Genomic DNA, 26,410 nt, shown 5'->3' on the forward strand with positions numbered 1-26,410 from the left:
GGTGGCCGGCCGCGTTTGCGGCCGGCCACCGATGAATGGGGGTGGGGAGGGTGCTCTACTTGGCGTCTTGCGCTTCGTGGAAGGAGAGTGCCGGCTCGAGCCAGGCATCGAGCCCGGCCCCCTGGAGGGCAGCCTGCTCAACGCTGATCCAGCCGTCGCCCATGGGGCGGTCTGTCCCCATCAGCGCGGGGTGGCAGCCGGGGCGCGCGAGCAGATCCTTCGCGGCCGTGGGATCAATGCGTAGCAGGAGCGCTCCATCCCGGCGCGCGGCGACGACCATGCGTCCCTCGACCATGAAGGACACGCCGCCGAACATCGGCACCTCGCGAGGGTCGCGGTCACTTAGCGCTTCACGTACCCGCTCGACAAGGTCCTTCTGGGCCGTCATCGCCCGCCCTTTTCGATGTACTCGGGTCCGCTGTAGTGCAGGTTCAAGGACGTGATGCGCCCGCCGTCGAAGGTGAAGAACTCCGCGAAGGTCATCGGGCCGCCGGGCATGGTTGCGGTGTAGAGCACGGCCGATCCGTGAGGACTGTGCACGTCATGGATGATCTCGATCTCCTGGACCGTCCCGATGAAGCCGGCTACGCCGATCAGGAAGCCCTCTGTCGCATCGGGGAGATGTCCAGCGAGGGAGCCGGTGAAGTCGAGGTGGTCGCCAAGCAGGGGCCGCAGGGTGGCCCCGTCCTGGTAGTCATCGGTGCCGGACTCGAGGATCCGGTAGTAGTCCTTGAGGACCTGTGGCGCTTCGGAAGACAGCGTGGCAGGCATGACTCTCCTTGGTGTGACAATGGTGCTTGATACTTTCAAGCAGATACTTGAGAAAGTCAAGGGGGTCACGTGAAGTCCTACGGTCAGCTCTGCTCGATCGCCCGCGCGCTGGATGTCGTCGGCGACCGGTGGACTCTCCTGATCGTGAGGGAGCTCCTGATCGGGGGGGAACTGCGCTTTGGTGAAGTGCAGCGCGGCCTGCCTGGCATTGCGACGAACCTGCTCACCCAACGCCTGCGGGACCTCGAGACGAACGGTGTCGTGATTCGCGAGCCCTCATCAGGCACCTCGGGCACGCCGACATACCAGCTCACCGACCGCGGCCGGGCCTTGGACGGAGTGCTGCGTGAGCTTTTGAGGTGGGGTGCCCCGACAGTTCCGGATGCGCCGAGCGACGCGATCTTCCAAATGCATTGGCTCAGCCAGCCAGCTCGCTTCCTCCTCAAGGATCACCGACCGGATGATCCCGCGGTCGTCATCCGGTTCGGCACCTTCGACGACGGCTTCGACCTCACCGCAGCCGGAGGCACCATCACGGTGGCCCCCTGTCAGCGCGACGCCAGCCCCCTGGCGGCGATAACAGGGCCGGGGCCGATCCTGGTTGCCCTCCTGCAAGGCGCAATGCCCCTACCCATTGCTATCGCCCAAGGTGTGCATGTCGCTGGTGATGCCGCAACCTTGACGCGAGTGCTCCCACCGCCCCCGCCCGCGTCAACTAATGTCCCCGGTCAGTACAGCTAGCGCCGCGCCAGCAGGGCGTGGCAGCGGGTCAGCCGCGCGAGCCACCATTCGCGGCGGTCCTGGGGTGCCGCGAGGGCGGCGAGCCGCTCCGGATCCGGGATCACGCGTCCCACCGGCAGGAACCCGCCCTCCGGGCGCAGCGGCGGGGCGAGGACATCGGCCGTGAACAGTGCGGACGTGCCGAGGCCGCAGTCGAAGTCGAGCTCCGGCAGCGCCGCGGCGAGGGCCACGCCCATCGACAGCCCGATGCTCGTGTCGAGGGCGCTCGAGACGACGGCGGGGAGTCCCGCCTCCGCCACGATGTCGAGGGCCCGGCGGATGCCGCCGAGCGGCTGCACCTTCACGACGATGAGATCGGCGGCGCCGGCACGGGCCACGGCGAGCGGGTCGTCGGCCTTGCGCACGCTCTCATCCGCCGCGATCGGGATGCCCATGTACTTCACGCGGCGGCGGAGCTCCACGAGCTCGTCGACGCTCGCGCACGGCTGCTCCGCGTACTCCAGATCGAACTCGGCCAGGGCGTGCAGGGCATGCTCGGCTTCGTCGACGTTCCACCCGCCGTTCGCGTCGACGCGGATGCGTCCCTCCGGACCCATCTCCTCGCGCACGGCGCGCACCCGCGCGACATCGTCGGCGAGGCGCTGGCCGGCCTCCGCGACCTTCACCTTGGCCGTCCGGCATCCGTCGAAACGCGCCAGCACGCCCCCGACGGAGGCCGCGTCGACGGCGGGCACCGTGGCGTTGACCGGGACGCGGGTGCGCACGGGGGACGGCTGGCTCGCCCATCCGAAGTCGATCGCGGCGGCGAGCCACGTCGAAGCTTCGACGTCGTCGTACTCGGCGAACGGCGAGAACTCCGTCCAGCCCTCGGGGCCCTCGAAGACGATGGCCTCCCGGACATCGACGCCGCGGAAGCGCGTCGCCAGCGGAAGTGCGACGACGTGGGCTCCCGCGAGGAGGTCGGTCAGTGCGGGGAGGGGAGTGGATGCCATGCCCCCATCCTCGCGTGTCCGACCGCCCGCGTAGAGTTCATCCGTGGCAACCGAACTCGTTCCCGTGCCCCGGCGGGGGACGCCGGCGCACCGCACCTGGCGCCTCCGAGCCCTGCTGGTCGGCGCGCTTCCCATGGTCGCCGCTCTCGTCGGCGTCGCCACCCTGCGCGTCTTCGACCTCGGGCAGACGGGGGAGCGGCCGTGGGTTGATCTGGGGCCGTGGCTGCTCGCAGGCTGCATCCTGCTCTGCGTCGTGGGGCTCGTGTCCGTCTTCGATCGGCGCACGCGGATCTCCGGCATCGTCGCCCTGCTCCTCGCGCTGTTCCTCAATCCGCTCGCGTCGGCACTCATCCTGGGGGTGCTCGGCCTGTGACCCGCACCGTCGACCCGGCGATCGTGGGGCGCGACTCCCGCCGCACGGGGCTGCGCGCCGTCCCGCGCCCCCGCACAGCACTCCTCGTCGCGATCGTCGTCGCGGCCGCCTCGGTGCTCGCGTCCCTCGCCGGCGCGGGATGGGGGATCGGCCTCGTTCTCATGCTCCTCGCCATCGGCGTGACGGTGTGGGCCACCGTCGCCGCCGTGCGCCGCGACTCCGTCCTCGTGGCCCCGCTCGCGATCGTCCTCGTCGCGGTCCTGAATCCGCTCGTCCTGTCCGGGCTCGGCGCGCACATCCGCGAGCGCGCGGGCGTCATCACCTTCGCGTTCGACCGCGGGCTCGTCCTCTGGTCGACCTACCCCGGCATCGCCGGATGGGACGCGCCGGAGGATGCGACGCCGGTGAACACCACCGGGCTCGCCCAGGCCGAGCAGCGCGCGCTCCGCGGCACCGTCGAGGCGACGACGGCCGCGTACGGGTGGGTGTGGTCCATCGGGGAGGGCGCAGCCGGCGTGTTCCGCATCGCCAACGGCTACGGCGGCGAGTCGCTGTTCGAGCGGGTGGACTCGCCGGTCTGGACCTCGGAGGACTTCGACGGCTCCGCGCCGCAGCGCGACCTGCTGCTCTCCTCTGCTCAGTCCGCCGCCGCGGCACTCGAGCTCACGACGGTCACCGAGGCTGAAGGCGACGTCGCGCGCGGCGACGGCGTGCGGCAATGGGATGACGGGGCGGGCGGCGTGATGACGCTTCGCGTCGCGGGATCCCGCGTGACGCTCAGGTACACCGGCGGCCCCTTCCTCAGCGGGAGCTCGTCGGCCGCGGAATACCGACTCGCACGGTCGGGCTTCGAGGGCCTCGAGCCGCCCGCGCCGATCGAGGAGCCCGACCTGCCCTGACACGGGCGCCTCGCCTCCTCGCGATGGTGTGCGATGCCCCGTGCATGTGTCTCTTGTCATAGTGTGTGAGACACAGTAACGTGTCAGTCATGACCGACAACGAGGCGCTCGAGACGCACCTGCAGGAGCTGAGACGCGGGACCATCGTCCTCGCGTGCCTGCGCCTGCTGCGACACCCTGGGTACGGCTACGGGCTGCTCGAAGAGCTCCAGGGGCGCGGGTTCGACACCGACGCCAACACCCTCTACCCCCTGCTCCGGCGCCTGGAGAAGCAGGGGCACCTCACAAGCGAGTGGAACACCGACGAGGCGCGACCTCGCAAGTTCTACCGCACGAGCGCGGCGGGTCACCGGCTCGCCGCCGCCCTGACCGACGACTTCCACGCGATCGCGGGCGCGATCGCCGCTCTTCCCCAGGAGGACTGATGAACGCCACCACCTTCACCGAGCGCTACATCCTCGCCGTCACCCGTGCGGTGCCGGAGAAGCAGCGCGACGACGTCGCCGCCGAGCTGCGCGCTTCGATCGCCGACCAGATCGACGCGCGGATGGAGGCCGGCATGCCGGCTGCCGACGCCGAGCGCGAGGTCCTCCTCGACCTCGGCGCCCCCGACGAGCTGGCGGCGGGCTACGCCGACCGTCCGCTGCACCTCGTCGGCCCCCGCTACTACCTCGACTGGCTGCGGCTGCTCAAGCTGCTCCTCGCCGTCGTGCTGCCGTGCGCGGCGTTCGGCATCGCGCTCGGACAGGTGCTCAGCGGCGCGGAGTTCGGCCCGGTCGTCGGCTCCACCGTGAGCGGCGTCCTCAGCGTCGGAGTGCACCTGGCATTCTGGGTGACCCTGATCTTCGTCCTCCTGGAACGCTACGGCGCCCGGCCTCCCCGTGAGGAGACGGAGTCCTGGAGTCTTGACGGTCTCCCGCAGCCGCGGGAGACGGGCGCCACGTTCGGCGACATGCTCTCGACGCTGATCTTCCTCGCTCTCGGCGCGGCCGCGATCCTCTGGGACCTGAACCTCGGCTTCGTGCCCGGCGAGAACCTGTCCTTCCTCGACCCGGGGCTGTGGCCGGGATGGGTCACCGGCCTGTTCGTCGTCATGGCGCTGGAGGGGGCGCTCGCCGTCATCGTGCATGTGACCGGCCGCTGGACGGTCCCGCTCGCCGTCGTCAACGCGGTGCTCGGCCTCGCCTTCGCGGTGCCCGCCCTGTGGCTGCTGTTCGACGGTGCACTCCTGAACCCCGCGTTCTTCCCCACCGTGGTCATGTCGGGAGATGGCGCCGAGGTGCACCAGATCCTGTCGGTGATCGCAGGCTTCGGGATCGTGGGTGTGACGCTGTGGGACATCATCGACGCCTTCCGGAAAGCACGTCGGTAGACTTCCGCGGTGACCCGCCCCCTTCCTCGTTTCCCGCTCGACATCGAGGCAGTGCCGCGGCCGGAGCGCGCCGCGGCACTGCTCGACGCGCTGACCTCGCGCGTCGTGATCGCCGACGGCGCGATGGGGACGATGCTGCAGCGGCACGAGCCGTCGCTGGCGGACTATCAGCAGCTCGAGGGCTGCAACGAGATCCTCAACGTGTCGCGTCCCGACATGATCGGAGCGATCCACGCCGAGTATCTCGCCACCGGCATCGACGCGATCGAGACCAACACGTTCGGCGCGAACTGGTCGAACCTGTCCGACTACGGCATCGACGACCGCATCCACGAGCTGGCTGAGGCCGGCGCCCGCATCGCGCGCGAGCGCGTCGAGGCCGCCGAGGCCGCGGACGGCCGGATCCGCTGGGTGCTGGGGTCGATGGGCCCCGGGACGAAGCTGCCCTCCCTCGGGCACACGACCTACGACCACCTCAAGCAGACCTTCGCGACACAGGCCGAGGGCCTCATCGCCGGCGGTGCCGACGCGCTCCTGGTCGAGACCTCGCAGGACCTGCTGCAGACCAAGGCCGCCGTCAACGGGTGCAAGCAGGCGATCATGGCCACCGGCATCCGGCTGCCGATCTTCGTCGAGGTGACCGTCGAGACGACCGGCACGATGCTGATGGGCTCCGAGATCGGCGCTGCGCTGACGGCGCTCGAGCCGCTGGGTGTCGACGCGATCGGCCTCAACTGCGCAACCGGGCCGGCCGAGATGAGCGAGCACCTGCGGCACCTCTCCAAGCACTCCGGCGTCACGATCGCATGCATGCCGAACGCGGGCCTGCCGGTGCTCACCGCCGACGGCGCGCACTACCCCCTGACCCCTGCAGAGCTGGCCACCGCGCACGAGCAGTTCGTGCGCGAGTTCGGCATCGGGCTGGTCGGCGGCTGCTGCGGTACGACGCCCGAGCACCTCGCGGCGGTCGTCGAGCGGCTCGCGCCGTCCCGCGTGAGTGGCCCGGCGCCCCGCGGGCCGGAGTCCGAGCCCGGCGTCGCAAGCCTCTACCAGCACGTGCCGTTCCAGCAGGACGCGTCCTACCTCGCGATCGGGGAGCGCACGAACGCGAACGGATCGAAGGCGTTCCGGGAGGCGATGCTCGAGGGTCGCTGGGACGACTGCGTCGAGATCGCGCGCAACCAGATCCGTGTCGGCGCGCACCTGCTCGACGTCTGCGTCGACTACGTCGGACGCGACGGCGTCGCCGACATCCGGGAGATCGTCTCGCGCTTCGCGAGTGCATCCACCCTGCCGCTCGTGATCGACTCCACGGAGCCGGCCGTCATCCGCGGCGGGCTCGAGCTCATCGGCGGACGACCCGTCGTCAACTCGGTCAACTACGAAGACGGCGACGGGCCCGCCAGCCGCTTCGGCCGCATCATGCCGCTCGTCAAGGAGCACGGCACCGCCGTCATCGCGCTCACGATCGACGAGCAGGGGCAGGCGCGCACCACCGAGGACAAGCTGCGCATCGCGTCCCGGCTGGTCGACGAGCTCGTGGGCGAGTGGGGCATGCGCGTCGAGGAGATCATCGTCGACTGCCTGACCTTCCCGATCGCCACCGGGCAGGAGGAGACCCGTCGGGACGGCATCGAGACGATCGAGGCGATCCGGCAGCTCGTGGCCAAATACCCCGGCATCAACACGACGCTCGGCGTCTCGAACGTGTCGTTCGGCCTGAACCCGGCGGCCCGGTCGGTGCTCAACTCGGTCTTCCTGCACGAGGCCACGCAGGCGGGGCTCACCTCGGGCATCATCGACGCCGCGAAGATCGTGCCGCTCGCCTCGATCGCCGACGACCAGCGCAAGGTGGCGCTCGACCTCGTGTGGGATCGACGCGAGTACGACGCCGACGGGAACATCACCTACGACCCGCTCGCCGTCATGCTCGACCTGTTCGCCGGCGTCGATACCGCAGCGCTCCGCGACCAGCGCGCCGCCGAGCTCGCCGCCCTCCCCGTCGGACAGCGCCTGGAGCGGCGCATCATCGACGGCGAGGCGAAGGGACTGGAGGGCGACCTCGACCTCGCCCGCGCCGGCGGGCTGAGCGCCCTGCAGATCATCAACGACCACCTGCTGGAGGGCATGAAGGTCGTCGGCGAGCGGTTCGGCTCCGGTGAGATGCAGCTGCCGTTCGTGCTGCAGTCCGCCGAGGTCATGAAGACCGCGGTGGCGCTGCTCGAACCGCACATGGAGCGCTCGGACGCCTCCGGCAAGGGCCGGATGGTCCTGGCCACCGTCCGCGGCGACGTGCACGACATCGGCAAGAACCTCGTCGACATCATCCTCACCAACAACGGCTACGAGGTGATCAACCTCGGCATCAAGCAGCCCATCGCCGACATCATCGCGGCGGCCGAGGAGCACAACGCCGACGTCATCGGCATGTCCGGGCTCCTCGTGAAATCGACCGTCGTCATGAAGGAGAACCTCCAGGAGCTGCAGGCGCGCGGCCTCGCGACGCGCTGGCCGATCATCCTCGGTGGCGCCGCGCTCACGCGCGCGTACGTCGAGGACGACCTGGCGGGCCTGTTCGACGGCGAGGTCCGCTACGCGAAGGACGCGTTCGAGGGGCTCGCGCTGATGGAGCCGCTCGTGAAGGTCGCGCGCGGCGCCGACCCGGCATCCGTCGGTCTGCCGCCACTGAAGACGCGCATCCACACGTCGGGTTCCAAGCTCACCCTCACCGAACCCGAGGCGATGCCGGCACGGTCGGATGTGGCAGCGGACAACCCGGTGCCGGCGCCCCCGTTCTGGGGCACCCGGATCGTGCGCGGCATCGCGCTGGCCGATTACGCCGCCTTCCTCGACGAGCGGGCGACGTTCATGGGGCAGTGGGGGCTCAAGCCCGGTCGCGGCGAGGGTGGGCTCTCGTACGAGCAACTCGTGGAGGCCGAGGGCCGTCCGCGGCTGCGGTACTGGCTCGACCGCATCCTTGCCGAAGGCATGCTCGACGCGTCCGTCGCGTACGGGTACTTCCCCGTCGTGAGCGAGGGAGACGACCTGGTCGTGCTGCATCACGGGGACGACCCGTCCGGGCTCGTCGGCGCCGCGGGTCTGCTCGCCCCCGACGGCGGCTCCGGCGGGGCGCTCGGCGCCGAGCGGCTGCGCTTCCACCTCCCGCGGCAGCGCCGCGACCGGCACCTGTGCCTCGCGGACTTCGTGCGCTCGCGCGAGTCCGGGCAGGTCGACGTCCTGCCCGTGCAGCTCGTGACCGCCGGCGCGAAGATCGACGCCGTCACCGCGAAGCTCTTCGCGGAGAACCGGTACCGCGATTACTACGAGCTCAACGGGCTCGTCATGCAGCTGACCGAGGCGCTCGCCGAGTACTGGCACTCCCGCATCCGCTCCGAACTCGGCTTCGCGGACGAGGACCCCTCCGAGGTCGCGGGTCTCTTCAAGCTCGAGTACCGGGGCGCCCGGTTCTCACTCGGCTACCCCGCCTGCCCCGACATGGAGGACCGCCGCAAGGTCGTCGAGCTGCTGAAGCCGGAGCGGATGGGCGTCGAGCTCAGCGACGAGCTGCAGCTGCACCCCGAGCAGTCCACCGACGCGTTCGTGTTCCACCACCCCGAGGCCAAGTACTTCTCCGTGTGAGCCGTGTTCCAGGGTGGCGGCCGACGCGACGGCGTGCACGACGGGACCTCATGCGAGGGGAGCGTCACCCGCAGGCTCAGCGTCTGGGCGGATGCGGACCATCCACGTCATCTCGCCGGACAGCTCCGCCCAGCCGAACTGCTCGTACAGGCCCTGTGCATCGGCGGTCGCGAGGACGATCCGCTTCGGTCCCCGCGGTGTGACGTCATCGAGGACGCCCGACACGAGCATCTTCCCGATGCCTTTTCCGCGTGCGGCCGCGTCGACGAAGACGTCGCACAGCCAGCCGAAGAAGACGCCGTCCGTCACCAGGCGGGCGTAGCCGACCTGTCGGCCCGTCGGCTCCTCGTACACGCCGTAGTTCCGCGAGGCCGCCATCGCGGCATCCTGATCGGCGCGCGACCGTCCTTTCGCCCAGTACGACTCCTCGCTGAGCCACCGGTGCACGAGGGCGCGATCGACCCGGTCGACGTCGGAGCTGAAGACGAACATGTCGTCACGATAGGGGACGGCGCCGACGCGGAGCGGCAGAGGCGCGGGTCAGGCGACCTGCCGGCCGCACATGCCGCAGACGCCCGTGGCGGGGACCTGGACGAAGCAGTCCGGGCACAGCGTGACGGGACGTTCGACGACGGGCGCGGCGGCGGCGCGCCGCGGAGGCAGCGCGCGGTCGCGCCGGGCCGTCTCGCGGCGGGTCTCCACGACGGCGGCGACCTTCGGCTCCGGCCGATGGGCGACGCAGTAGAAGCGGACGAAGCCCGCGTGATCGTTGGGATGCCGGTGCTTCACGGCCCACAGCTCGGTCCGAGGGTGCGGCGCCGCATCCACGCCGCAGCCGGCGCAGCGCGTCGGCTCGCCGGGCTGGAAATCGGCGACGAGCATCGGCGTCTCGAACGGGAGACCGTTTCGCCAGTCGGATGAGTTGGTGATCTTCATGGCAGGTCCTTCCGGCGGCATCCTGGAAAGGAACCGCCCCCCTCAGTTTCCCACGCCGACGCGGAGTGCGGGGACCACCGGGGTGGGAGGCGCCGTGATCGGCTTCGCGCGCCGCAGCGCCGCGAGGATGGGGCGGCCGACCAGGAGCAGGCCGAGGACCGTCGTGACGGCGCGGAGCGTGTCCCAGCCGGCCGTCGAGGTCAGGAGCGAGTAGACGAGGAAGCTGCCGAGGTTCTCGGTGAGTGAGCCGCCCGGTACGTAGGAGATGCCGGTCCCCGAACCGACGGCGAACGGCCAGAACCACAGGTTCATCAGCAGCCCGAAGAGATAGGAGGCGGCGACGCCGTACCCGCACAGCAGCGCGATCTCGCCGCGACCGCGGATGCCGCGGGGGAGGAGCCCGGCACCAGCCCCGACCCACCCGCACGCGAACATCTGGAACGGCAGCCAGGGCCCGACCCCGCCCCACACGATCGCGGACAGGCCGACGGCTGCAGCGCCGAGCAGCAGCCCGAATCTCGCGCCGTACGCCCGCCCCGCGAGGATCAGCAGCACGAACAGCGCCTCGACGCCGCCGACTCCGGTGCCGGCGATGCGGATCGCGGCGCCGACCGCGGCGAGCACGGCGAGGAGCGCGAGCGTGTGCGCGGAGCGCACCGAGCCGTCGAGGGCCGCGAAGACCACGAGGACGGCGACGGGTGCGAGGGCGAGGGCGATGAACGGCACGGCGGCATGCGCCTGCTCGGGAAGGGCGGATGCCACGAGCGGCCACGTGAACGCGGCGAGGGCCGCGACGTTCGCGGCGACGAGCGCACCGCGACGGAGCCGGGTCGCGCTCGACGTCCGGAGCCCGCGCCGCGCGAGCGCGCTCCGGTGCGGGCGGGACGGACCGGTGCGGGCGGGCGGTGCCAGGAGGGGAGGGATCGTGGAGGAAACCACGGCGGGCGGGGCGACCTCGAGGCGCCGGCCGATCCGCGTCGGCGCGAGGGCGGCATCCGCCGTCGGCAGGGGCTCAGCCCGAGACAGCGACAACAGGAGGTCCGACGCCGTGGCATCCGGCAACCGCCCCGCGCGGATCGGGATCACGCGCGCGCCCAGTGCGGCGGCGAACACGCCGTCGTGGGTGGCCAGCAGCACGGCGGCACCGGCGTCCGCCTCCGCAGCGAGGGCTCCGGCGACGAGACGCCGGGCCGCCGGATCCAGCCCGCGCGTCGGCTCGTCCACGAGGAGGACGCGCGGGCAGTGGGCCGTCTGGAGCGCGATCGCGAGGCAGCGGCGCTCGCCGACGGACAGGTCGCGCGGATGCTGGCCGAGGCGCCGCACGAAGCCGGGGCCGTCGACGTCGAGACCGAGGAAGGACGCGAAGCGGGCGGCCGTGGCATCCTGCGGCAGTCCTGCCCGCCGGTCGGCGTGCCGGCACTCCGCCGCCACGGTGTCGCGGAGGAAGAGGTCGTCGGACGCATCGGGGACGAGCGCGATCTCCCGTCCGCGGGGCGCGTCGCCGCCGACCCGTACCTCGCCCGCCGCGCGGCGGGCCGAGACGGCGAGCGCGGCGAGCAGGCTCGACTTCCCCGCGCCGTTCGGGCCGGTGAGCGCGGCGATCTCGCCGGGCGCCACGCGCAGCGCGGCATCCTGCACGACCGTCGTCGCGCCGTGCCGCACCGTCACCCCGGCCGCCGTGAGCCCCGGCATCCCGGCCGTCCGTCGGAGATCCGCACGGGGTCGGCGGAATCCGTCCGAAAGCTCCGACGAAGCGCGGATCTCCGAGGAACCGTCGGCCACGGGGATATCCTGCAGCCCGCCGTGGGAGACCCGCAGGATGCGGTCGGCCGAGGCCGCGAGGTCTGCGGTCCGGTGCTCGGCGACGACGACGCACACCCCCGCCTCGTGCGCGAGAGCAGCCAGCAGCGCGGCGATCCGCGCCCGCGCCCGCACGTCGAGGTCGGCGAGCGGCTCATCGACCAGCAGCAGGATCGGATGCTCGATGACCGCCGCCGCGATCGCGACGAGCGTCGCCTCGCCCGCCGAGAGGCCCGTGATCGGCCGGTCGAGGAGCGCGGTGATCCCGACTCGCTCGGCGACCTCCGCGACCCGGGCGGCGACGATGACGGGCGCGACGCCGCGCAGCTCGAGGGCCAGGCCGACCTCGTCGGCGACGCGCGTCGTCGCGAACGCGTCGCGCGGGTTCTGCAGGACGACCCCGACGGTGCGGGCGGTGTCGCGCGGCGGGACGGCCGCGCGGTCGAGCCCGACCACGTGCACAGCGCCGGACAGCGCGCCGCCGTCGACGTGGGAGTGCAGGCCGCTGAGCGTGCGCAGCAGCGTCGATTTCCCCGAGCCCGTGTGGCCCGAGACGACGACGAGCGTGCCCGGGTCCAGAGCCAGCTCGTCGACGCGCAGCACGTCCCCGCCGCCGAACCCCGCGGCAGCGCCGCGCAGCACGACCGGTTCGGCGCACGCCCCCTCCAGACCGCTCCCGCCGTACCCGCGCAGTTCGAGGGCCGCGGCGACCGCCGTCGCCCGCTCGAGCGTGCGCTCCAGGACGGGGGAGAGGATGCGGGCGCCCCGACGCTCACCGCGCAGCCGGCGCGCGAACCGCACGGCGCGGACGGCATCCGCGAGCGCCGGAAGCGTCGCCCACGCGACCGACAGCATCCGGGCGATGCCGCGGAACGGCCCGCGTCGCGCGCCGCGTGCGAGCAGGCGAGGCAGATCCAGTGCGGCGTTCAGCACCCCGAACGCGAGGATCGTCGCCGCGACCGGCGCCGCGCCGAGCGCCGCCGCCCACAGCCCGTCGGTCGTGGCCGGACCGAGGGCGACGACGTGCGCGAACGGCGGAGGCAGCCGCAGGCTCGGCAGGTCGAGCACGACCGCGCCCGATCCGTCGGCGCCGTGGAACAGCACCCGGTACACGACCCGGACGACGATGAAGCCCGCGGCGAGGGCCGCCGCGGCCTTCAGCGGTCCGGGGCGCAGCGTCACGGAGTCGGCGCCGCCGGCTCGCCGTTGAGGGTGAAGAGCAGTTCGACGCTGTCGCCCGGCTCGAGGGAGAGGGTCGCGGCGCCTTCCGTCGCGTAGCCCCATTCGCCGCCGGCCGGCTTCTCCCACAGCGACCAGTACGCGAACGCGGCCGGCATGCTCTCGCATGTCTCGGTGTACTCCGTGCCGTCCTCCGCGACGAGCACCTCGTCCGCGGCGGGCGCGCCGTTGACGCGGCACACGATGTCCTCGGGGTACTGGGTCGTCCCGACCGTCTCCACACCCGCCTCGGCGAACGCGTCGGCCGCGATGACCGCCTCGCCCGTCTCGATGCACGCCTCTGACGACACCTCGTCCGCGTCGGCCAGGTCGCCGGCGTCGACGATCACGGTCACGCCCGCGCACTCGCCATCCGCCGTGGCGGCGGGGCTCGGGGGGGAGGGCGTCGGGGAGGAGGAGCACGCGCCGAGCGTGAGGGCGAGCGCGGCGGCGGCCGCCAGGGTGAGGAGCTTCGAAGTCACCGATCCAGCGTAGGCCGCGGCATCCCTCGCCGCCGGGCCGGCGGACCCGGCGCGTAATCTGGTCGGGTGACCGTTTCCGATCTGTTCGACCCGACCGAGTGGATGCCGGCACCCGGCGCCGACGGCTATTCCGACATCACGGCGCACGTGTCGAACGACGGGCGGATCGCGCGCATCGCCTTCGACCGGCCCGAGGTGCGCAACGCGTTCCGGCCGCACACCGTCGACGAGCTGTACCGCGCCCTCGACATCGCCCGGCAGGACCCGAAGATCGGCGTCGTGCTGCTCACCGGCAACGGCCCGAGCGCGAAGGACGGCGGCTGGGCGTTCTGCTCCGGCGGCGACCAGCGCATCCGCGGCCGCGACGGCTACAAGTACTCCGACTCCGAGACCGCCGTCGGCGACCCCGCCCGCGCAGGACGCCTGCACATCCTGGAGGTCCAGCGCCTCATCCGGTTCATGCCGAAGGTCGTCATCGCCGTCATCCCCGGGTGGGCCGCGGGCGGCGGGCATTCGCTGCACATCGTGTGCGACCTCTCGATCGCGTCCGCCGAGCACGGCCGGTTCAAGCAGACCGACGCCGACGTCGGCTCGTTCGACGCCGGCTACGGGTCGGCGTACATGGCCCGCCAGGTGGGGCAGAAGGTCGCGCGGGAGGTGTTCTTCCTCGCCGAGGAGTACTCGGCCCAGCGCGCCTACGAAATGGGCGCTGTCAACCGCGTCGTCCCGCACGCCGACCTCGAGCGGGAGGCCATCGCGATGGCGCGCACGATCCTCGGGAAGTCGCCCACCGCGATCCGGATGCTGAAGTTCGCGTTCAACGCCGTCGACGACGGGATGGTCGGCCAGCAGGTGTTCGCCGGGGAGGCCACTCGGCTCGCCTACGGCACGGACGAGGCCGTCGAAGGCCGCGACGCGTTCCTCGAGAAGCGCGACCCGGACTGGTCCGCATACCCGTACCACTACTGATGCGACTCGAGCCGGTCGACACCGCCGACGCGCGGGCCGTGCTCCGCGCCCTGCGCGGCGCCGTCCTGGGTGCCGGTCCGGCGGTGGCGCTCGGCGGTGCGGTGCCCCGCGAGGTCCCGGCCGGGACCGCCGTGGTCGTCACGACCTCCGGCTCGACGGGCTACCCGAAGAGCGTCGTGCTGAGCCGGTCCGCGCTCACTTCCGGCGCCCTCGCCACGGCCGACCGGCTCGGCTCCGGCTCGTGGCTCCTCGCCCTCCCGCCCTCCTACGTCGCCGGCGTGCAGGTGCTCGTGCGCGCGCTCATCGCGGGGCGGGAGCCCGCCATGCTCACCGGCTCGTTCCAGCCGGAGGCGTTCGCGGCGGCGGCCGCCGGCATGGCATCCAGCGAGCACGGCCACCGGGTGCCCACGTACACCTCCCTCGTCCCGGCGCAGCTGCAGACGCTGCTGGATGCCGGTGCGGCCGACCCGCGGGTGACCGCGGCCCTCGCGTCGTTCGAGGCGATCCTCGTCGGGGGTCAGGCGCTGCCGGCGGTGCTGGCCGAACGTGCCGCCGCCGCGGGGGCGCGGGTGGTGCGCACGTACGGCTCGAGCGAGACGAGCGGCGGGTGCGTCTACGACGGCGTTCCGCTCGACGGGGTCGGCGTCCGCGTCGTGGACGGTGAGGTGCAGCTGTCCGGCCCCACGCTCGCGGACGGGTATCTCGATGATCCCGAGCGGACCGCCACCGCCTTCCTGCGCGACGCCGACGGCACGCGCTGGTACCGCACGGGGGATGCCGGCACGTTCGACGGCCGGGTGCTGCAGGTGACCGGGCGCATCGACAACGTCATCGTGTCCGGCGGCATCAACGTGTCGCTCGACCGTGTCGAGCGCGTCGTGCGCGGCATCGCGGGGATGGCATCCGCCGTCGTCGTCCCGGTCGCCGACGAGCGCTGGGGGCAGGCCTCCGTCGTCGTGGCGCCCCGCAGCGCCGGCGCCGTCGTCGAGGCCGACACGGAGGAGCTCCTCGCGATCGTGCGCGCGGCCGTCGCCGAGGAGCTCGGTGCCCCGGCCCGACCCCGCGCCGTCCTGCTCGTCGACGACATGCCGCACCTGGCCAGCGGCAAGCCCGACCGTGCCGCGCTGCGCGCCCTGGCGGGCGGCTGAGCGAATCGCTAGCGGTCGGCGGTGAACGGCCCCGTCTGGACGACGCAGAACCGGTTGCCCTCGGTGTCCTCCAGCACGACCCAGTCGGCATCCTCCGGGTAGCCCTGCCAGTCGACCTCGCGCGCGCCCAGGGACAGCAGCCGCTCCACCTCCGCGGACTGGTCCTCGGCGTACAGGTCGAGGTGGATGCGCGGCGGGTAGTGCTGCGGATACCCCGTGACCGACAGGGCGATGCTCGCCTCCCGTCCCGACCAGTGGCCCTTCTCCGCCGGGTCGAGGATGACCCAGTCATCCGACGGCTCCCCGCGAGGCCGGTAGCCCAGCGCCGCAGTCCAGAACGCGCTCGCGCGGGGGATGTCCTCGACGGTGAGGACGATCGTGCCGATGATCAGCATGTCGGCCATTGTCGCCGCCGGGGCCGACATCGACCAGGGGCCTACAATGACTGCTCGTGGCAGCCAGCACCCGGAAGAAGCGCCCGCACGGCGGATCGCAGAAGAAGCAACCCCGCGGGAACCCGCAGAAGGCGCACGTCTCGCGCGATCCGCGGGCGGTGACGCCGGCGACGCGGGGCGACTGGATCGGCGCGGCCCGGCTGCGTACGCTGCCGCTGGCCGTGACGCCCGTGCTCATCGGGACGGGCGCGGCGCTGATCGTGGAGCCGCGGCTGCACTGGGTCATCGCGCTCTGCTGCCTGATCGTCGCCGTCGCGCTCCAGGTCGGGGTCAACTACGCCAACGACTACTCGGACGGCATCCGCGGCACCGACGACCACCGGGTGGGGCCCGCCCGGCTCACGGCCTCGCGCAAGGCGAAGCCGCGCACCGTCCTCATCGTGGCGCTGGCCTTCTTCGCGCTCGCCGCGATCGCGGGCCTCGCGATCGTCATCCGCACCCAGCACTGGTGGATGCTCCTGATCGGCGCGGCGTGCATCGTCGCCGCGTGGTTCTACACCGGCGGCAAGCGCCCATACGGGTACGCGGGTCTCGGCGAGCTCTTCGTCTTCGTGTTCTTCGGGCTCGTCGCCACGATCGGCACGACCTTCGTGCAGGTCGGCATCGTGCCGCAGGAAGCGTGGTTCGGGGCCGTCGCGGCGGGGATGCTGGCGTGCGCCGTGCTGCTCGCGAACAACCTTCGCGACATCGACCAGGACCGGGTCGCCGGCAAGCGCACCCTCACGGTCCGGATCGGCAAGCGCGCGACCCAGGTGCTCTACACGGTGCTCGTGCTCCTGCCGTTCGGGATCGCCGCGGTCCTGGCCCTCGTATACCCGATCGCGTGGCTGACGCTCCTGGCGCTCATCCCGGCGGCCGCGGCGATCCTCATCGTCTGGACCTACCGCCTGCCGCGGGAGCTCGTCGTCGCCCTCGCACTCACGTCACTGACGTCGGTCGCCGTCGGCGGCTTCCTGTTCTGGGCATTCGCCGGCTGACGCGGGTGACCGCGACGCGTCCGTGCGGAGTGGCTCAGCGCGCGTCTTCGGCTTCCTCGTCGCTCGGCGCGGTCCGCTCCTCCGCTCGGCGCCGGCGAAGCCCCGAGGTCATGTCATCCAGGGGCTTGCGCAGGAGCAGCAGTGAGAGGCTGAGGCCGATGAGGGCCGCGAAGATCGCGGCGAGCCAGTAATACTCGCGGAGGATCGGGAAGAGCATCATGATCCCGAACGGCACGAGGAAGAACAGCAGCCGCAGCACCGTGTAGACGAGGGCGGAACGGGCGCGCATGCCTCCAGTCTACGGGCCGCCGACTCCCGCGCCCCGGTCGCGCTTCCCCCGCCTAGGATGGAACCGTGGCGCGAGTCCTGCTTCCTCTGGCTCTGCTGCTGATCGCGTTCTGGGTCTTCAGCATCGTCGACTGTGCCCTCCAGCCGCCGACCCGCCACCGCGGCGTCAGCAAGCCGGTGTGGCTGCTGATCGTCATCCTGCTGCCCGTCGTCGGCGGCATCCTGTGGCTCGCGGTCGGACGCACGAAGCGGCGCACGCCGCCGGTGTTCCGTGCCCCCGACGACAACCCCGACTTCCTGGGACGCATCGGCACGATCAGCGACCAGGACGAGCGCATCCGGCGTCTCGAGGAGGAGCTCGCCGCCCTCGACGCGGAAGCAGAGGACCCGCCGCGCACCGCGCCGCCGTCCGACGCGCCGACCGAGACCCGGTCGGAGACCTCCGGCGACGGCGACTCCGACGAGCCGACCGGCCCGCGCGGCAGCCGCAGCTGAGATGACCGTCACCGCGCGCGCCGACCGCGCCCCCGCGACCGACGCCGCCGCCGCGCTGCTCGGCCGCCTCGTCGAGCGCGGCGTCCGGCACATCGTCGTGAGCCCCGGATCGCGCTCCCAGGCGCTCGCGCTCGTCGCCGCCGAGCTGGAGGCGCGCGGCGTGGTCCGCGTGCATGTGCGCATCGACGAGCGCGTCGCCGGCTTCACCGCGCTCGGCATCGGCCGCGAGTCCCGGATGCCGGCCGTCGTGCTGTGCACCTCGGGCACCGCCGCCGCGAACCTGCTGCCGGCGGCGCTGGAGGCCCACCACGCGGGCGTCCCGCTGCTGCTCCTCACGGCCGACCGCCCGCCCGAGCTGCGCGGTGTCGGGGCGAACCAGACGACCCGCCAGCCCGGCATGTTCTCCCCGAACACGCGGCTGGAGACCGACCTGCCCGTCCCGGAGGAGATCGACGAGGACGGCGCCGGCGAGCAGTCCGCCATGCTCCGCCACGTGGCCGACGACGCGCTCGCGGCGGCGCTCGGCGCCGGCGCGCGGTCCGCCGGGCCGGTCCACCTCAACCTCCCGTTCCGGGAGCCGCTGGCCGGCGCCCTCCCGCCGTGGCTGGGGGTGCCGGGCGTCGAGCTCGCGGTCTCCGCCGCGGACGACGACTCCGTGCCCGACCTCGCCGTCGATCCCGCGGGCCAGGAGCCGTCCGGGGCGCTCTATCAGGGCGGCGGCGGCATCGGCGAAGCCGACCAGCCGACCGGCGCCGAGGATCACCCGCACGTGCTGCCGCGCGGGCGGCGCACGATCGTCGTCGCCGGCGCCGATGCGGGACCGGCCGCCGAAGCACTCGCCCACGCCGGCGGCTGGCCGCTCGTGGCGGAGATCGTCAGCGGCTCCCGCTTCGGGCGGAACCTCGTGCACGGCTACCGCGCGCTCCTCGCCGACGAGCACCTCGGCGGCCGCATCGAACGTGCCGTCGTGTTCGGGCATCCCACCCTCAGCCGCGAAGCGGTCGCCGTGCTCTCCCGCGACGACGTCGACGTGCTCGCCGTCCGCGGCCCCGGCGAACCGCTCAACCTGAACGGCGCGACGACCGCGGTGGATGCCGTCGTCGCCGCGACCGGCGAGACCGACCGGGACTGGCTCGGCGCGTGGATGCGCGCCTCGCGCGACGCGGCCGTCGACCTCAGCCCCGCCGCACCGGACCCCGACGCGCTCGCCTCCGCCGTCCCGGCGGAGCGCCTCGGCGCGATCGCCGCCGAACTCGACGTCATCCGCGCCCCTCTCGATCGGCCGGCCCTCGTCGACGCGCTGTGGCGCGCGACCTGGCCGCACGACCGGCTCGTCTTCGCGTCCTCCCGGCTCGTGCGCGTCGCCGACCAGCTCCTCGGCGGCAAGAAGGTGCCGGTGCACTCCAACCGCGGCCTCGCCGGCATCGACGGGACCATCGCGACCGCGATGGGCATCGCCGCGGCAGCCCGTGCCGCCGGGGTTCCCGGTGTCACGCGGGTGCTCCTCGGCGACCTGGCCTTCCTGCACGATGTCGGCTCGCTGCTGCTCCCGCCGGGGGAGGGTGAGCCCCGCATCCAGGTGATCGTCGGCAACGACGGCGGCGGCACGATCTTCGACGGTCTCGAAGTGGCCTCCGTCGCCCCCCACGACGCGATGGACCGCGTGCTCTACACGCCGCAGGCGGTGCGGCTCGAGCATCTCGCGACGGCGTACGGGTGGGAGTACCAGCGCGTCACGACGCGTGCGGCGCTCGACCAGGCCCTCACCGCCCCCGTGGGCGGACGCCAGATCATCGAGGTTCCCCTGGTCCGGTGACCTGCCCTCGGCCATGATGTGTCCATGACCGCGAAGAGCCAGACGGAGTGGACCGCCGACCCGAGCGAGCTGCTGCGCGTGGGGGAGGGCTTCCGCCTCGCCGACGTCGATGCCGACTCCGCCCCCGGATACGACGGCGACAAGAAGGACGGCGCCGCCGACCTGGAGGCCGGCGCTGCGGAGCTCGACGAGCTGCAGGAGCGACTCTTCGCGCAGAGCCGCGTGATCGACGACAGCCCCGCGGTGCTGCTGATCCTGCAGGCCATGGACTCGGCGGGCAAAGGCGGCATCGTCCGGCACGTCATCGGCGCGACCGACCCGCAGGGGGCTCACCTGAAGGCGTTCAAGGCGCCGACCGAGGAGGAGCGCGCGCACGACTTCCTGTGGCGCATCGAGAAGGAGGTGCCGCCGCCGGGCTACATCGGCGTCTTCGACCGGTCGCACTACGAGGACGTGCTCATCGGGCGCGTCCGCGAACTCGCGCCGCCCGACGAGATCGAGCGGCGGTACGACGCCATCAACGACTTCGAGGCGCGGCTCGTGGAGCGCGGGATCCGCATCATCAAGGTCATGCTGCACATCTCGCCGGAGGAGCAGAAGGCGCGCCTCATGGAGCGGCTGGAGCGGCCGGACAAGCACTGGAAGTACAACCCCGGCGACGTCGACGAGCGGCTCCGCTGGCCGCAGTACATGGACGCCTATCAGACGGTGTTCGAGCGCACCTCGACCGACTACGCGCCGTGGCACGTGGTGCCGGCGAACGCGAAATGGTACGCGCGCGTCGCGGTGCAGGCTCTGCTGCTGCAGGCGCTGGAGGACATCGATCCGCAGTGGCCCGCCGCCGATTTCGACGTCGAGGCGGAGAAGCAGCGGCTCGCCGCGAGCTGAGTCCTCGCCGGCGGTGTCAGGGAGCGGTGCCGCGCGCCGCCCACGCCGTCGCGACGGTCGTGATCGGGCCCGAGCCGACGAGCTCCCAGGCGCGCATCCGCACCCGCTCGAGCGCGGCATCGTCGAGGCCGTCCAGCATCCGCGCCGTCGACCCGATGCCCAGCGCATGCACCTCCCACCAGGCGTCGAAGTCGTCGAGGCCCTCGGTCACCGTCAGCTCCGTCTCCGCGACGTCCCGGCATCCCGCCGCCGTCAGCCGGGCCGCCAGATCGCCGCGGGACGTGCCGGGTCGCCGGGGTGTCGGCGCGCGGTCGACGCTCTCCCGCACGGCGCGCAGGAAGGCCGAGTGCGGTGCCCGGTCGTGCTCGAAGTCCCATACGCACGCGGCCACGACGCCTCCGGTGCGCGTCACGCGGACAATCTCCGCGAACGCGGCATCCGGGTCGGAGAGGAAGTGCACGACGAGCTCGCTGAGGGTCGCGTCGAACGCGTCGTCCTCGAACGGGAGGTCCTCCGCCGCCGCGACGCGGACGTCCACGCCCGGTAGGCGGTCTCGCACCGCCGCGACGAAGCCCTCCGCCGGGTCGACGCCCGCGACCGCGTGAGGTCCGAGCCGTCCGGCGAGCACGCGCGTCAGGGCGCCGGTCCCGCAGCCCACGTCGAGGGCGCGGGCCGGTGCGGCGATGCCCGCGAAGTCGGCGAACAGGCCGGCCAGCGGCGCCGAGAACCGGCCCATGAACCGGTCGTAGTCCCCGGCCGCGACGTCTGCGAACGACATGCCCGGGAGTCTAGATCCGTCAGGCCAGCGCGTCGATGATGGGCCGGAACTTCACCCGGGTCTCGAGCATCTCGGCCTCCGGATCGCTGCCGGCGACGATGCCCGCGCCCGCGTGCGCCGTGAACGGGATGCGGCCGTTCCGGCCGGTTTCCAGGTCGAACTGCGCGCAGCGCAGGGCGATCGCCCACTCGCCGTCGCCGTGTGCGTCGATCCAGCCCACCGGGCCTGCGTAGCGCGCCCGGTCGAAGGGTTCGAGGCGCCGGATGAGCTCGATCGCGGTCTGCGTGGGGGTGCCGGCGACCGCGGCCGTGGGGTGCAGGGCGCCGAGCAGATCGAGCGCCGACGCGCCCGCATCCAGGGCGCCCTCGACGTCCGTCGCGAGATGCCAGACATTGGGGAGCTTCAGCATGAACGGCTGCTCCTCGGAGACCAGGGCGCTCGTGTGCGGGCGGAGCGCGGCCAGCACGCTCTGCACGGCGTACTGGTGCTCGTCGAGGTCCTTCGCGCTCGTCGCGAGGGCGACGGATGCCGCCGTGTCGGCGTCGGCGTCCGCACCGCGGGCGACCGTGCCGGCGAGGACGCGCGCCGTGACGGTGCCGCCCGAGACGGTCACGAGGGTCTCGGGGCTCGCCCCGATGAGGCCATCGACGGCGAACGTCCACGTGTCGGGGTAGGCGGCGGCGAGGGCGCGGACGAGCCGGCGCAGGTCGGAGCCGGCGGGGACGGTGCCGGCGAGGTCGCGCGCGAGGACGACCTTGCTCACGGCGCCGGCCCGGATCTCGTCGAGGCCGGCGCGGACGGCATCCTGATACCCGTCCGGCGTCAGCGTGCCGGGGCCCACCGTCGCGGACCAGTGCGGGCCGTAGGGGGTCGGCGTCGGGAGGGCGGCGGGGGTCTCTGCCCCGTCGACCTGCTGGATGCGGGTGACCCAGCTGCGACCGTCGCGGCGGCCGAGGATCACCGCGGGCACCGTGAAGGACGCCATCGCTGCCGACTCGGGGTCGAACGGGAGCGCGCCGAACGCCACGAGCCCGGTGCCGGGCACCCGGACGGGGTCGTCGATCTCGGCCGCGGCGGTCACCTCGTGCCACCACCGGGTCAGCTCCGTGCCCTCCGGCCGGAGCCGGCCGGTGAAGGCCAGCGCGGAGCCGATGCCGACCAGCATGTCGCCGCGGCGCGACCACACCGTGGGTTCGTGGGGCGATGCGTACTCGAGTAGATCCTCGACGGCATCGATCTGGCGGGTCACCGCCCGCAGCCGTGCGCGGCTGAACGAGGGGTCACTCACCCCTCCAGCCTATCCGGGGCGCTGCCGGACGGGGCTCCTGCCGACCTGCCAGACTCGCACCGTGACCGATCGCCCCGTCCCCGGCAGCCCGCTCGCCTTCCGCTGGACCAAGTGGAACGGCTCCCCGCACTGGGTGCACGAGTGCGTGTACCTCGGGGCCGATGAGTGGGGCGACTGGGTCGGGCAGCGCGCCGGCGCGCGCAGCTCCCGCCCGGGCCGCGACGTCGTGGCGGAGGGGCCGAACGTCACGCTCATCCCGCCGGGCGGCGAGTACGCGGCGACCTTCAACCTCAGCCACCCGCGCGTGTGGATCTACATCGACGTCGCGTGGGGCGTGGGGTGGGAGGCCGGCGAACCGGTGGGCATCGACATGGACCTCGACGTCGTGAAGGCGCTCGACGAACGCGGCATCTTCATCGACGATCGCGACGAATGGGACGAGCACCGCGTGCGGTACGGCTACCCGGCCGAGGTCGTCGCACGCCTCGAGCACGTCGCGCTCGACCTCGAGGCGCAGGTCACGGCCGGCGTCGCACCGTTCGACGATGCCACCGCCGCCCGCTGGCTCGCGGTGCTGGCCGACATAGACTCGAACGGTGACTGAACAGCCGCATCGCGCCGATCTCGGCAAAGACCCCGCACGCGTCAGCGGCATGTTCGACGAGGTCGCCGCCGGATACGACCGCACCAACACGGTCCTGAGCCTCGGCAACGACCGGCTGTGGCGCATCGCCACGACCCGCGCGATCGCCCCCAGGCCCGGTCAGAAGATCCTCGACCTCGCCGCCGGCACCGGCGCCAGTTCGGTCTCCCTCGCCCGCAGCGGCGCGGAGGTCGTCGCCGCAGACTTCTCGCCCGGCATGATCGCGGAGGGGCGGCGCCGGCACGGCGGCATCCCGAACCTGCGTTTCGTCGAGGCGGACGCCACGAACCTGCCGTTCGCGGACGGCGAGTTCGACACCGTCACGATCTCGTTCGGCCTGCGCAACGTCAACGACCCGCAGAAGGCGCTCGCCGAGCTGCTGCGCGTGACGGCGCCGGGCGGCAAGCTCGTGATCTGCGAGTTCTCGCACCCGCCGCGCTCCGGGTTCCGCGCGCTGTACCGCTTCTACAACGACCGCATCCTGCCCCTCGTCGCCCGCGGCGTCAGCTCCAACGCGGACGCCTACGACTACCTCAACGAGTCGATCCGCGACTGGCCCGACCAGGCCACGCTCTCCGGATGGATCCGGGATGCCGGCTGGGTCGACGTCGCCCACCGCGACCTGTCATTCGGCATCGTCGCGCTGCACCGCGCGCACCGCCCGCGCGGCTGAACGGCGCACCCCGCCGCAGACCCGTTCCGGCAGACCGGGCCTGCGCGCACCCCGGTAGGCTGTGAGGGTGACCCCGCGATCCCATGCGTCCAGCTCGCAGCTGGCCAGCAGCCTCGGCATGACCGAGCGCATCTTCGTGGGCCCGCGGATGCGGAAACTCGCGAACATCGTGGAGGCCGGCCTCACGCGCGTCGAGGACACCCTCGCCGTCGAGCTGCGCGTGAGCGACGCGCTCGCCGACGCGACGACCCGCTACCTGTACGAGGCGGGCGGCAAGCGCCTCCGCCCCATGCTGACCCTCCTCACCTCCCAGCTCGGGGGCGGCGTGAACGACGACGTCATCTCCGGAGCGGCGGCCCTCGAGATGACCCATCTCGGATCGCTGTACCACGACGACGTCATGGACGGCGCCGACGTGCGTCGCGGGGTCCCCAGCGCGCACGCCGTGTGGGGCAACAGCGTCGCGATCCTCACCGGCGACCTGCTGTTCTCCCGGGCGAGCCAGCTCATGGCGCAGATCGGCGAGCGGGCCATCCGCATGCAGGCCGATACCTTCGAGCGCCTCGTGCTCGGCCAGATGCACGAGACCGTCGGGGCGCAGGCGGGGGATGACCCCGTCGACTTCTACATCCAGGTGCTTGCCGACAAGACCGGGTCGCTCATCGCCGCCGCCGCCCAGGCCGGCGTCGTCTTCTCCGGAGCGCCGGACGAGTACGAGCACGCCGTGCTGGAGTTCGGCGAGAAGGTCGGCGTCGCCTTCCAGCTCCTCGACGACGTCATCGACCTGTCGGCGGATCCCGAGGAGACCGGGAAGGTTCCCGGCACCGATCTGCGCGCCGGCGTCCCGACGATGCCCTATCTCCTCCTCGGCCGCGCCGCCGACCCGGCATCCCGTGAACTCAAGGCGACGATCGACGACGGCGTCGCCCGCATAGCCGACGGCGCCGACCCCGCGATCCTGGACGACGCTCTCGGTCGCCTGCGCGACCATGCCGCGACCGAGGCGACCCGTCGCCTCGCGGTCGAGTGGTCCGAGCAGGCCATCGCGGCGCTCGCACCACTGCCGGACGGACCCGTGCGCGATGCTCTGACGCGCTTCTCGCGCGTCGTCGTCGACCGCTCCAGCTGACATCGGGCGCTCGCCCGGCACCACCCTCGGAAGGACCCCATGACCAAGCTCAGGCTGGCCATCGTCGGCGCCGGACCCGCCGGCATCTACGCCGCGGACATCCTGCTGAAGGCGGAGCGGAAGTTCGACGTGTCGATCGACCTCTTCGACCAGCTGCCCGCCCCGTACGGGCTCGTCCGCTACGGCGTCGCGCCCGACCACCCGCGCATCAAGGGCATCATCACGGCGCTCCGGGATGTGCTCGACCGCGGTGACATCCGCATCTTCGGCAACGTGCGCTTCGGCGAGGACATCACCCTCGACGACCTCAAGCAGCACTACCACGCCGCCATCTTCGCCACCGGAGCGATCCGCGACGCCGACCTCGACATCGCCGGCATCGACGCGGCGGGGTCGTACGGTGCGGCCGACTTCGTCAGCTGGTACGACGGGCACCCCGACTTCCCGCGCGAGTGGCCGCTGGATGCGGCATCCGTCGCGGTGCTCGGCAACGGCAACGTCGCGCTGGACGTCGCCCGCATGCTCGCGAAGCACCCCGAGGACCTGCTGCCCACCGAGATCCCGGACAACGTCTTCGAGGGCCTCAAGGCATCGCCGGTCACCGACGTGCACGTCTTCGGCCGCCGGGGCCCCGCCCAGGTGAAGTTCACGCCCCTCGAGCTGCGGGAGCTCGGCGAGCTCCGCGACGTCGACATGGTCGTCTACGACGAGGACTTCGACTACGACGAGGCGTCCCGCGCGGCGATCGCATCGAACAAGCAGGTCATGGTCATCGACCGCGTACTGCAGTCGTGGCGCCAGCGCCCGAGCGTCAACAACGCCGGCGGCGAGGCCAGCCGCCGCCTGCACCTGCACTTCTACGCGAAGCCCGTCGAAGTGAAGAAGGATGCCGACGGACGCGTGGCGGCGCTCGTGTACGAGCGCACGCGACCCGACGGGGAGGGCGGCGTCGTCGGAACCGGCGAGCTCCGCGAGGTCCCGGTCCAGTCGCTGTACCGCGCCGTCGGCTACTTCGGCTCGCCGCTGCCCGGCGTCCCGTTCGACAAGCGCCACGGCGTCATCCCGAACCACGAGGGCCAGGTGCTGCGCAAGGACTCCAACGAGCGCGTGCCGGGCGTCTACGCCACCGGCTGGATCAAGCGGGGACCGGTCGGCCTCATCGGCCACACGAAGTCCGACGCGATGGAGACGATCCGCCACCTCATCAACGACCAGGGGTCATGGTGGCAGCCCGTGGACCCGTCGGAGGAGGCGATCCCGGCCCTCCTCGCGTCGCGCGGCGTGCGCTGGACCGACCTCGCGGGCTGGCACCGCCTCGACGAGCACGAGGTCGGGCTCGGCGCCCCGCAGGAGCGCGCGCGCGTCAAGGTCGTCGACCGCGACGAGATGGTCCGGGTCTCCCGGGGCGAGTAGCCGGGCGCGGGCCCGGGCGCGGTGCGTCGGGCTTGCCGCCCGGCCTCCGGCATCCGGCGCTCGGGAGGAGATGTCCTCTCGGAGGTCGAATTGGCCGGATCCGACCTCCGCAGCGCACATCTCCTCCCGAGCGCCGCGTCGCAGGTTCCTCCCCAGGCGGTGGATGCGGCGGTTTCGCCACGGATGCCCGGCTGGCGCCGCGCGCAACCCGCGCCGCAGCCACCCTG

The 26,410-nt window shown here is 72.5% G+C and carries 27 protein-coding genes; 16 read left to right on the top strand and 11 right to left on the bottom strand.

The window, feature by feature from the left end; all coding sequences use genetic code 11:
• Positions 1–55 precede the first annotated feature (55 nt).
• On the bottom strand, positions 56–388 hold the full coding sequence (locus tag MSA03_RS11360) for a TfoX/Sxy family protein (protein WP_147051082.1): 333 nt from the start codon (positions 386–388) through the stop codon (positions 56–58).
• Positions 385–771 (bottom strand): hypothetical protein, encoded by a 387-nt coding sequence (locus MSA03_RS11365; RefSeq protein ID WP_048544915.1) that lies wholly within the window; start codon positions 769–771, stop codon positions 385–387. Before MSA03_RS11365 ends, MSA03_RS11360 begins: the two co-directional genes overlap by 4 nt.
• A gap of 69 nt (positions 772–840) precedes the next feature.
• Here MSA03_RS11365 and MSA03_RS11370 point away from each other — a divergent pair, with 69 nt between their 5' ends.
• Positions 841–1,512: a winged helix-turn-helix transcriptional regulator gene (locus MSA03_RS11370; protein ID WP_147051083.1), complete on the top strand. Its 672-nt coding sequence runs from the start codon at positions 841–843 to the stop codon at positions 1,510–1,512.
• Here the strand turns inward: MSA03_RS11370 and MSA03_RS11375 are convergent.
• Entirely contained in the window at positions 1,509–2,504 is a 996-nt protein-coding gene (locus MSA03_RS11375) for an o-succinylbenzoate synthase (protein WP_147051084.1), read from the bottom strand. The two genes, MSA03_RS11370 and MSA03_RS11375, sit on opposite strands and share 4 nt — an antisense overlap.
• Positions 2,505–2,547: 43 nt before the next feature.
• Between MSA03_RS11375 and MSA03_RS11380 the strand changes: the two genes are divergently transcribed.
• From MSA03_RS11380 to metH, 5 genes are all read left to right on the top strand, one after another.
• On the top strand, positions 2,548–2,877 hold the full coding sequence (locus MSA03_RS11380) for a hypothetical protein (RefSeq protein ID WP_147051085.1): 330 nt from the start codon (positions 2,548–2,550) through the stop codon (positions 2,875–2,877).
• The gene (locus MSA03_RS11385) at positions 2,874–3,776 is read left to right on the top strand and encodes a hypothetical protein (protein ID WP_147051086.1); all 903 of its coding nucleotides are present in this window, start codon (positions 2,874–2,876) and stop codon (positions 3,774–3,776) included. The genes MSA03_RS11380 and MSA03_RS11385 overlap by 4 nt, the downstream gene beginning before the upstream one ends.
• A gap of 89 nt (positions 3,777–3,865) precedes the next feature.
• Positions 3,866–4,201, top strand: a complete 336-nt coding sequence (locus MSA03_RS11390; protein WP_147051087.1) for a PadR family transcriptional regulator — start codon at positions 3,866–3,868, stop codon at positions 4,199–4,201.
• Complete coding sequence (locus MSA03_RS11395; RefSeq protein ID WP_147051088.1) at positions 4,201–5,148, top strand: permease prefix domain 1-containing protein; 948 nt, start codon at positions 4,201–4,203, stop codon at positions 5,146–5,148. Before MSA03_RS11390 ends, MSA03_RS11395 begins: the two co-directional genes overlap by 1 nt.
• Before the next feature lie 9 nt (positions 5,149–5,157).
• A complete protein-coding gene (gene metH, locus MSA03_RS11400) occupies positions 5,158–8,787 on the top strand; it encodes a methionine synthase (RefSeq protein WP_147051089.1) in 3,630 nt (1,209 codons plus the stop codon).
• A 48-nt stretch (positions 8,788–8,835) separates the two neighbouring features.
• Here metH and MSA03_RS11405 read toward each other — a convergent pair whose 3' ends face one another.
• The 4 genes from MSA03_RS11405 to MSA03_RS11420 are packed head-to-tail and all read right to left on the bottom strand — an operon-like array spanning position 8,836 to position 13,223.
• Entirely contained in the window at positions 8,836–9,279 is a 444-nt protein-coding gene (locus MSA03_RS11405; RefSeq protein ID WP_147051090.1) for a GNAT family N-acetyltransferase, read from the bottom strand.
• A gap of 48 nt (positions 9,280–9,327) precedes the next feature.
• Positions 9,328–9,723, bottom strand: a complete 396-nt coding sequence (locus MSA03_RS11410) for a hypothetical protein (protein ID WP_028496967.1) — start codon at positions 9,721–9,723, stop codon at positions 9,328–9,330.
• Positions 9,724–9,765: 42 nt separating this feature from the next.
• Complete coding sequence (locus tag MSA03_RS11415) at positions 9,766–12,705, bottom strand: ATP-binding cassette domain-containing protein (protein WP_147051091.1); 2,940 nt, start codon at positions 12,703–12,705, stop codon at positions 9,766–9,768.
• Positions 12,702–13,223, bottom strand: coding sequence for a hypothetical protein (locus MSA03_RS11420; RefSeq protein ID WP_147051092.1), 522 nt, complete (start codon positions 13,221–13,223; stop codon positions 12,702–12,704). Before MSA03_RS11420 ends, MSA03_RS11415 begins: the two co-directional genes overlap by 4 nt.
• A gap of 102 nt (positions 13,224–13,325) precedes the next feature.
• Here MSA03_RS11420 and MSA03_RS11425 point away from each other — a divergent pair, with 102 nt between their 5' ends.
• Together MSA03_RS11425 and MSA03_RS11430 are read left to right on the top strand one after the other, a co-directional pair.
• Positions 13,326–14,192: a 1,4-dihydroxy-2-naphthoyl-CoA synthase gene (locus MSA03_RS11425; RefSeq protein WP_276523544.1), complete on the top strand. Its 867-nt coding sequence runs from the start codon at positions 13,326–13,328 to the stop codon at positions 14,190–14,192.
• A complete protein-coding gene (locus tag MSA03_RS11430; protein WP_147051094.1) occupies positions 14,192–15,340 on the top strand; it encodes an AMP-binding protein in 1,149 nt (382 codons plus the stop codon). The genes MSA03_RS11425 and MSA03_RS11430 overlap by 1 nt, the downstream gene beginning before the upstream one ends.
• An 8-nt stretch (positions 15,341–15,348) precedes the next feature.
• Here the strand turns inward: MSA03_RS11430 and MSA03_RS11435 are convergent, their stop codons facing one another.
• Positions 15,349–15,735 carry a VOC family protein gene (locus tag MSA03_RS11435; protein ID WP_036273031.1) on the bottom strand — a complete coding sequence of 129 codons (387 nt, stop codon included), beginning with the start codon at positions 15,733–15,735 and terminating at the stop codon, positions 15,349–15,351.
• Between the two features lie 56 nt (positions 15,736–15,791).
• Here MSA03_RS11435 and MSA03_RS11440 point away from each other — a divergent pair, with 56 nt between their 5' ends.
• The gene (locus tag MSA03_RS11440; protein ID WP_147051095.1) at positions 15,792–16,772 is read left to right on the top strand and encodes a 1,4-dihydroxy-2-naphthoate polyprenyltransferase; all 981 of its coding nucleotides are present in this window, start codon (positions 15,792–15,794) and stop codon (positions 16,770–16,772) included.
• Positions 16,773–16,806: 34 nt separating this feature from the next.
• Here the strand turns inward: MSA03_RS11440 and MSA03_RS11445 are convergent, their stop codons facing one another.
• Positions 16,807–17,061, bottom strand: coding sequence for a DUF4229 domain-containing protein (locus MSA03_RS11445; protein WP_028496961.1), 255 nt, complete (start codon positions 17,059–17,061; stop codon positions 16,807–16,809).
• 65 nt (positions 17,062–17,126) lie between these two features.
• Here MSA03_RS11445 and MSA03_RS11450 point away from each other — a divergent pair, with 65 nt between their 5' ends.
• From MSA03_RS11450 to MSA03_RS11460, 3 genes are read left to right on the top strand one after another with little or no spacing between them, the layout of a single operon-like run.
• Entirely contained in the window at positions 17,127–17,555 is a 429-nt protein-coding gene (locus MSA03_RS11450) for a PLD nuclease N-terminal domain-containing protein (protein ID WP_147051096.1), read from the top strand.
• Between the two features lies 1 nt (position 17,556).
• Positions 17,557–19,371 carry a 2-succinyl-5-enolpyruvyl-6-hydroxy-3-cyclohexene-1-carboxylic-acid synthase gene (gene menD, locus MSA03_RS11455; protein WP_147051097.1) on the top strand — a complete coding sequence of 605 codons (1,815 nt, stop codon included), beginning with the start codon at positions 17,557–17,559 and terminating at the stop codon, positions 19,369–19,371.
• A 24-nt stretch (positions 19,372–19,395) separates the two neighbouring features.
• A complete protein-coding gene (locus MSA03_RS11460) occupies positions 19,396–20,259 on the top strand; it encodes a polyphosphate kinase 2 family protein (RefSeq protein WP_147051098.1) in 864 nt (287 codons plus the stop codon).
• A gap of 16 nt (positions 20,260–20,275) precedes the next feature.
• Here MSA03_RS11460 and MSA03_RS11465 read toward each other — a convergent pair whose 3' ends face one another.
• Both MSA03_RS11465 and MSA03_RS11470 read right to left on the bottom strand, forming a co-directional pair.
• Positions 20,276–21,037, bottom strand: a complete 762-nt coding sequence (locus MSA03_RS11465) for a class I SAM-dependent methyltransferase (protein ID WP_147051099.1) — start codon at positions 21,035–21,037, stop codon at positions 20,276–20,278.
• Positions 21,038–21,056: 19 nt separating this feature from the next.
• A complete protein-coding gene (locus MSA03_RS11470; protein WP_147051100.1) occupies positions 21,057–22,325 on the bottom strand; it encodes an isochorismate synthase in 1,269 nt (422 codons plus the stop codon).
• 61 nt (positions 22,326–22,386) lie between these two features.
• Between MSA03_RS11470 and MSA03_RS11475 the strand changes: the two genes are divergently transcribed.
• The 4 genes from MSA03_RS11475 (at position 22,387) to MSA03_RS11490 (ending at position 26,183) form a co-directional block, all read left to right on the top strand.
• Positions 22,387–22,929, top strand: a complete 543-nt coding sequence (locus MSA03_RS11475; protein WP_147051101.1) for a DUF402 domain-containing protein — start codon at positions 22,387–22,389, stop codon at positions 22,927–22,929.
• A complete protein-coding gene (locus MSA03_RS11480) occupies positions 22,922–23,641 on the top strand; it encodes a class I SAM-dependent methyltransferase (RefSeq protein ID WP_028496954.1) in 720 nt (239 codons plus the stop codon). Before MSA03_RS11475 ends, MSA03_RS11480 begins: the two co-directional genes overlap by 8 nt.
• Positions 23,642–23,759: 118 nt before the next feature.
• The gene (locus tag MSA03_RS11485; protein ID WP_092896883.1) at positions 23,760–24,770 is read left to right on the top strand and encodes a polyprenyl synthetase family protein; all 1,011 of its coding nucleotides are present in this window, start codon (positions 23,760–23,762) and stop codon (positions 24,768–24,770) included.
• Positions 24,771–24,809: 39 nt separating this feature from the next.
• On the top strand, positions 24,810–26,183 hold the full coding sequence (locus tag MSA03_RS11490; RefSeq protein WP_147051102.1) for an FAD-dependent oxidoreductase: 1,374 nt from the start codon (positions 24,810–24,812) through the stop codon (positions 26,181–26,183).
• Positions 26,184–26,410 lie beyond the last annotated feature (227 nt).

Origin of the sequence: Microbacterium saccharophilum (assembly GCF_007992455.1) — a bacterium.
GTDB lineage: Bacteria > Actinomycetota > Actinomycetes > Actinomycetales > Microbacteriaceae > Microbacterium > Microbacterium saccharophilum.

What these genes read in the sequence shown, in the direction of transcription:
- MSA03_RS11360 (WP_147051082.1), bottom strand. Translation starts at nt 388, where the DNA reads ATGACGGCCCAGAAGGACCTTGTCGAGCGGGTACGTGAAGCGCTAAGT.
- MSA03_RS11365 (WP_048544915.1), bottom strand. Translation starts at nt 771, where the DNA reads ATGCCTGCCACGCTGTCTTCCGAAGCGCCACAGGTCCTCAAGGACTAC.
- MSA03_RS11375 (WP_147051084.1), bottom strand. Translation starts at nt 2,504, where the DNA reads ATGGCATCCACTCCCCTCCCCGCACTGACCGACCTCCTCGCGGGAGCC.
- MSA03_RS11390 (WP_147051087.1), top strand. Translation starts at nt 3,866, where the DNA reads ATGACCGACAACGAGGCGCTCGAGACGCACCTGCAGGAGCTGAGACGC.
- MSA03_RS11395 (WP_147051088.1), top strand. Translation starts at nt 4,201, where the DNA reads ATGAACGCCACCACCTTCACCGAGCGCTACATCCTCGCCGTCACCCGT.
- MSA03_RS11405 (WP_147051090.1), bottom strand. Translation starts at nt 9,279, where the DNA reads ATGTTCGTCTTCAGCTCCGACGTCGACCGGGTCGATCGCGCCCTCGTG.
- MSA03_RS11410 (WP_028496967.1), bottom strand. Translation starts at nt 9,723, where the DNA reads ATGAAGATCACCAACTCATCCGACTGGCGAAACGGTCTCCCGTTCGAG.
- MSA03_RS11425 (WP_276523544.1), top strand. Translation starts at nt 13,326, where the DNA reads ATGCCGGCACCCGGCGCCGACGGCTATTCCGACATCACGGCGCACGTG.
- MSA03_RS11430 (WP_147051094.1), top strand. Translation starts at nt 14,192, where the DNA reads ATGCGACTCGAGCCGGTCGACACCGCCGACGCGCGGGCCGTGCTCCGC.
- MSA03_RS11435 (WP_036273031.1), bottom strand. Translation starts at nt 15,735, where the DNA reads ATGCTGATCATCGGCACGATCGTCCTCACCGTCGAGGACATCCCCCGC.
- MSA03_RS11445 (WP_028496961.1), bottom strand. Translation starts at nt 17,061, where the DNA reads ATGCGCGCCCGTTCCGCCCTCGTCTACACGGTGCTGCGGCTGCTGTTC.
- menD (WP_147051097.1), top strand. Translation starts at nt 17,557, where the DNA reads ATGACCGTCACCGCGCGCGCCGACCGCGCCCCCGCGACCGACGCCGCC.
- MSA03_RS11460 (WP_147051098.1), top strand. Translation starts at nt 19,396, where the DNA reads ATGACCGCGAAGAGCCAGACGGAGTGGACCGCCGACCCGAGCGAGCTG.
- MSA03_RS11465 (WP_147051099.1), bottom strand. Translation starts at nt 21,037, where the DNA reads ATGTCGTTCGCAGACGTCGCGGCCGGGGACTACGACCGGTTCATGGGC.
- MSA03_RS11485 (WP_092896883.1), top strand. Translation starts at nt 23,760, where the DNA reads ATGACCGAGCGCATCTTCGTGGGCCCGCGGATGCGGAAACTCGCGAAC.
- MSA03_RS11490 (WP_147051102.1), top strand. Translation starts at nt 24,810, where the DNA reads ATGACCAAGCTCAGGCTGGCCATCGTCGGCGCCGGACCCGCCGGCATC.